This is a genomic window from Vicinamibacteria bacterium (genome assembly GCA_035620555.1).
Lineage (GTDB): Bacteria > Acidobacteriota > Vicinamibacteria > Marinacidobacterales > SMYC01 > DASPGQ01.
This window is the reverse complement of sequence record DASPGQ010000460.1, coordinates 1-3,530: the sequence shown is the minus strand read 5'-3', so window position 1 is coordinate 3,530 and position 3,530 is coordinate 1. Positions and strand designations below refer to the sequence as shown.

The window sequence follows — 3,530 nt, the reverse complement described above, 5'->3', positions numbered from 1 at the left end:
TCAAGACCGACCAATCGGCGCCTGTGTCGAGTACGGCGAGGATGGGAGTCTCCCAATCACCCGGCAGGGCCTTGACGCAAATCTTTGCCGAGCCTTCGATGCGGCCGTCCGCATCGGTATAGCGACATCGTCCCGAGGTAAACCGTTCGTCGCCGAGGGTCAGCACGTGGGGAGGTTACTCGAAACGGTGTATCAAAGGGGGGATCTCCAACTCGCGAGAGCGTAACGCTTGCCTCAGCTCTTTGAGAGTGGCGGCGGCCGCGACCAACTCGCTCCCCTGAATGGCGACCCAGCGACCTTGATACTCCCCGGCGTGTCGGGCCAGCCACTGAAATTCTTCACTTCGATCGACGTCCTGTTTGTCGACTCTGGTCGACCTTGGCGGAGCCAGCAATCGGCGAAGACGATTCAGGTGCGGATCCCGCGAAATTGCTTCCAACCCTTCTTCGACCAGCTGCCTCGCGTCCGCAATTCGATCCTCCGAAATCAGTTCTCGAACGCGATCCGCGTACGTCGCGCTCAGCGAGGACGGACTGTGCTGATCCCCCAAAGTTGTCATGGGCGTATCCGTTCCAGAGAGCCACTTCTCTCCTCGTGCTTTCGGTGGGAGCCACCCCCTCTCGACGGAGCGAAAGCCGCCGCACGAAGTCCCGTCGAATCCCATCGGCTGCCCGGGAGACGGTCATGCTCACTCATCAAATCACTCCAAAGACATGATAGTGCAGGACTTGTTCGACATAAAACCCATAGGATCCGGCGCAAGAGCCCGTGTGCCTGCAACGGCGCTTTCGATGAGAGGTGACGAGAAGCGGATGAGAATGCCTCCTCGGACGGAGCGCTTTTCCGTTGGAGAGGTCTGCCTCGCTGGGTGTGAGCGCTGCGGAGGTGGGGACCGTCTTGTCCACGACAGCCGCAAAGCGAACCCGAACCGCGCTCTCGGATTGCGATTCAACCACGACAGGGCTTCCACTTATCGGATCACGGCCGCCTGCGCGGCCATGCTGCCGCGCCACCCGCTTCGGTTTCTCTCGCAGACGATCCCGGGGCAGGGAAGACCATCATGGCGGATCTCTTCTTCATCAAAGAACTCATCGCCCGAGGCACCGACGTGGGATAACATGTAGCAGGAGCGTCCGATGAGCGACATCACCGTCGTATCCTCAAACGTCGCGTGACGGGATAGCGCCGATCCTTTCCTTGGAGAGGATGAAGTGAAAACCGACTGGCAAGAGCGCATTTCCATCGCGCCTGACGTCTGTCACGGGAAAGCGACGATCAAGGGCATTCGCATCATGGTTTCCATCATCCTGGATTACTTGAAGGCGGGGGAGACACACGAGGAAATACTGCGGCAGTACCCGACGCTTCAGGAGGCCGACATTCTCGCAGCCATTGCCTACGCCGCCTGGTTGGCACGCGAAGAGGAACAGCACCCCATTCACACCGACGTCACGGGATGAGGGTCAAGCTCGACGAGAACCTTCCTGCCGACCTCGCCGAGCTGCTGCGTTCCCGAATCACGATATCACCACATTACCCGAGGAGGATCTCGGCGGCCCCAAGGATACGATCGTGTCGGCAGCGGTGACCCAAGAAGATCGGCTGCGCATGACGTTCGATCTGGATTTCGGCGACGTTCGAAAGTATCCGCTCGGAACCCACGCCGGAATCGTCGTGTTTCGTCTAAAGGACCAGAGATGGCGCGCCTTGGAAACGCCCGCCGTTTAGTGGAATCCGGACTGTTGGATAGGCTGCGCGGTGGGCTTGCCGTCGTGACCGAGAGCAGGATCCGTACCCGGTTGGCCAAGAAAACTTAAAAAGGCTGCCCCGGATCCTCAGGGCGTAACCTTCTCTCCGGATTCATTGGCAACCGTGCTATGGGAGTTCCGTCTCGATTGTCTGACCGTGCTTGTCACGGCTGCGAGGCAAGATTACCCGAACCCCCCGTTCGGGTTGCGATTCCGACGCCCGGCGGGTTAACATTTCGAAAAAGCGAGTTCCAAGCGCGCTTGAACGTGAGATCGACCCACAATCGAACCCTCGAGGCACGAGGGAACGTGTCGGTAGGGTGTCACGGTTCCATGGTCCCCGCTTGACCAAGCTCGAAGCGCTCCTGCCTTCTGCCTCGGTACGCGGCATCCTGCTCGATGCATCCGTCACGGTGGTGAACGTGCAAGGGGCCGAACATCGCGAGCCTCGATCGCGACAGGAGAGCTCGTTCGCCTGTTTCACCCTCGACGCGATGACTGGTTCGAGCACTTCGTCTGGCAAGGCGCACACGTCGGCGGGCGCACCGGATTGGCCGTGATGCCGTGACGCTTCTCGCGGCGTTTCACTGCCTACGTAGTCGACGATCCGATGAGTCCCTTCCACCCATCGTCGCAATGGAACTATAATATTTGACAACAGGGAGAAATATGGCGGCCACAAATCCTTTCGACCGAATCACGGTCGATATCGGCAAGATGAACGGGCAGCCGTGTATTCGCGGGCTTCGTTTGACGGTCCGGCGCGTGCTCGAAGCTCTGAGTACCTACGACTCTCGTGAAGAGCTTAGAGCGGATTACCCTGAACTGGAGGACGAAGATATCCGCCAAGCGCTCGCGTACGCTGCCGCGATGCTCGCGGACGAGACCGTCGAAGTTCCGTCGATGTCGTGAAATTCCTCCTGGACCAGGGCGTCCCGTTCCGCGCCGCGGCTCTCCTTCGCGAAGAGGGGATTGAGGCGGTTCATACGTCCGAGCTCGGCCTTTCGACCGCCGCCGACGCCGACATCGTCAGTTGGTGCATCGAGAACGAATCCATCGCGGTCACATTAGACGCGGACTTTCATACGCTCATCGCGCTATCGCGAGACTCGAGGCCCTCGACGATCAGATTCCGGATGCAAGGGCTCAAGGGACCCGACGTCGCTCGCATCGTCATGGGCCTCGCTCGAACGCATGCCCAGGAGCTGGAATCCGGCGTTCTGATGACCGTCGAAAAGAAGGGAGTTCGAATTCGACAATTGCCGATCGCTCCCGCGTCCCGATGACACATCTTCGGACAGACACTTGCCATGAATGACCAGGGGTAGTGCGTCCGCTCCGTAATTGCATGTGGAGGCGAGACGCCTCGCCCACTCGCGCCAACGAGCGCTACGAGTACGGCGCCATTCATCAACGCATCCATCTCGATTCCGCTTTCCACGTCGAGCGCATCGTCTCGACGCAGCATGGGCGGAGACGATCTCGACAACCTCGCGCATCGTGTCACCTCTGTAGCAGCAGGAAGGGGCCCAATCTCTCGGGTCTCGACCCAGAAACCGGTGCTCTCACGCGACTGTTCCACCCTCGCAAGGATCGCTGGCACGAGCATTTTCGGACCGACGAGAACGGACAGATCCTTGGTTTGACGGACATAGGCCGCACGACCGTGCACCTTCTCGACATGAACTCCGAGATTCGCACGCGAATTCGCCGGGAAATCCTGCGGCTTGGCGGGGAATAGATACGGCTGCGCCATTTTCCTCGACCACACTTTCGCGTCTC

7 protein-coding genes are annotated in these 3,530 nt (G+C 59.8%); 6 read left to right on the top strand and 1 reads right to left on the bottom strand.

The annotated features are described in order from the left end of the window. Positions 1–970: 970 nt before the first annotated feature. Positions 971–1,150, bottom strand: coding sequence for a hypothetical protein (locus VEK15_18715; protein ID HXV62739.1), 180 nt, complete (start codon positions 1,148–1,150; stop codon positions 971–973). A gap of 61 nt (positions 1,151–1,211) precedes the next feature. Between VEK15_18715 and VEK15_18710 the strand changes: the two genes are divergently transcribed. The 6 genes from VEK15_18710 (at position 1,212) to VEK15_18685 (ending at position 3,489) form a co-directional block, all read left to right on the top strand. Further along, positions 1,212–1,460 carry a DUF433 domain-containing protein gene (locus VEK15_18710; GenBank protein ID HXV62738.1) on the top strand — a complete coding sequence of 83 codons (249 nt, stop codon included), beginning with the start codon at positions 1,212–1,214 and terminating at the stop codon, positions 1,458–1,460. Beyond that, positions 1,393–1,728: a DUF5615 family PIN-like protein gene (locus VEK15_18705; GenBank protein HXV62737.1), complete on the top strand. Its 336-nt coding sequence runs from the start codon at positions 1,393–1,395 to the stop codon at positions 1,726–1,728. The genes VEK15_18710 and VEK15_18705 overlap by 68 nt, the downstream gene beginning before the upstream one ends. A 364-nt stretch (positions 1,729–2,092) precedes the next feature. Next, positions 2,093–2,308 carry a hypothetical protein gene (locus VEK15_18700; protein ID HXV62736.1) on the top strand — a complete coding sequence of 72 codons (216 nt, stop codon included), beginning with the start codon at positions 2,093–2,095 and terminating at the stop codon, positions 2,306–2,308. Between the two features lie 109 nt (positions 2,309–2,417). Continuing rightward, a complete protein-coding gene (locus tag VEK15_18695; GenBank protein HXV62735.1) occupies positions 2,418–2,660 on the top strand; it encodes a DUF433 domain-containing protein in 243 nt (80 codons plus the stop codon). Next, a complete protein-coding gene (locus VEK15_18690) occupies positions 2,657–3,034 on the top strand; it encodes a DUF5615 family PIN-like protein (protein HXV62734.1) in 378 nt (125 codons plus the stop codon). Before VEK15_18695 ends, VEK15_18690 begins: the two co-directional genes overlap by 4 nt. Positions 3,035–3,096: 62 nt before the next feature. Beyond that, complete coding sequence (locus VEK15_18685) at positions 3,097–3,489, top strand: HNH endonuclease (protein HXV62733.1); 393 nt, start codon at positions 3,097–3,099, stop codon at positions 3,487–3,489. Positions 3,490–3,530: the final 41 nt, after the last annotated feature.

Coding starts and splice junctions, on each gene's coding strand:
- VEK15_18695 (HXV62735.1), top strand. CDS start 2,418: ATGGCGGCCACAAATCCTTTCGACCGAATCACGGTCGATATCGGCAAG.
- VEK15_18685 (HXV62733.1), top strand. CDS start 3,097: ATGTGGAGGCGAGACGCCTCGCCCACTCGCGCCAACGAGCGCTACGAG.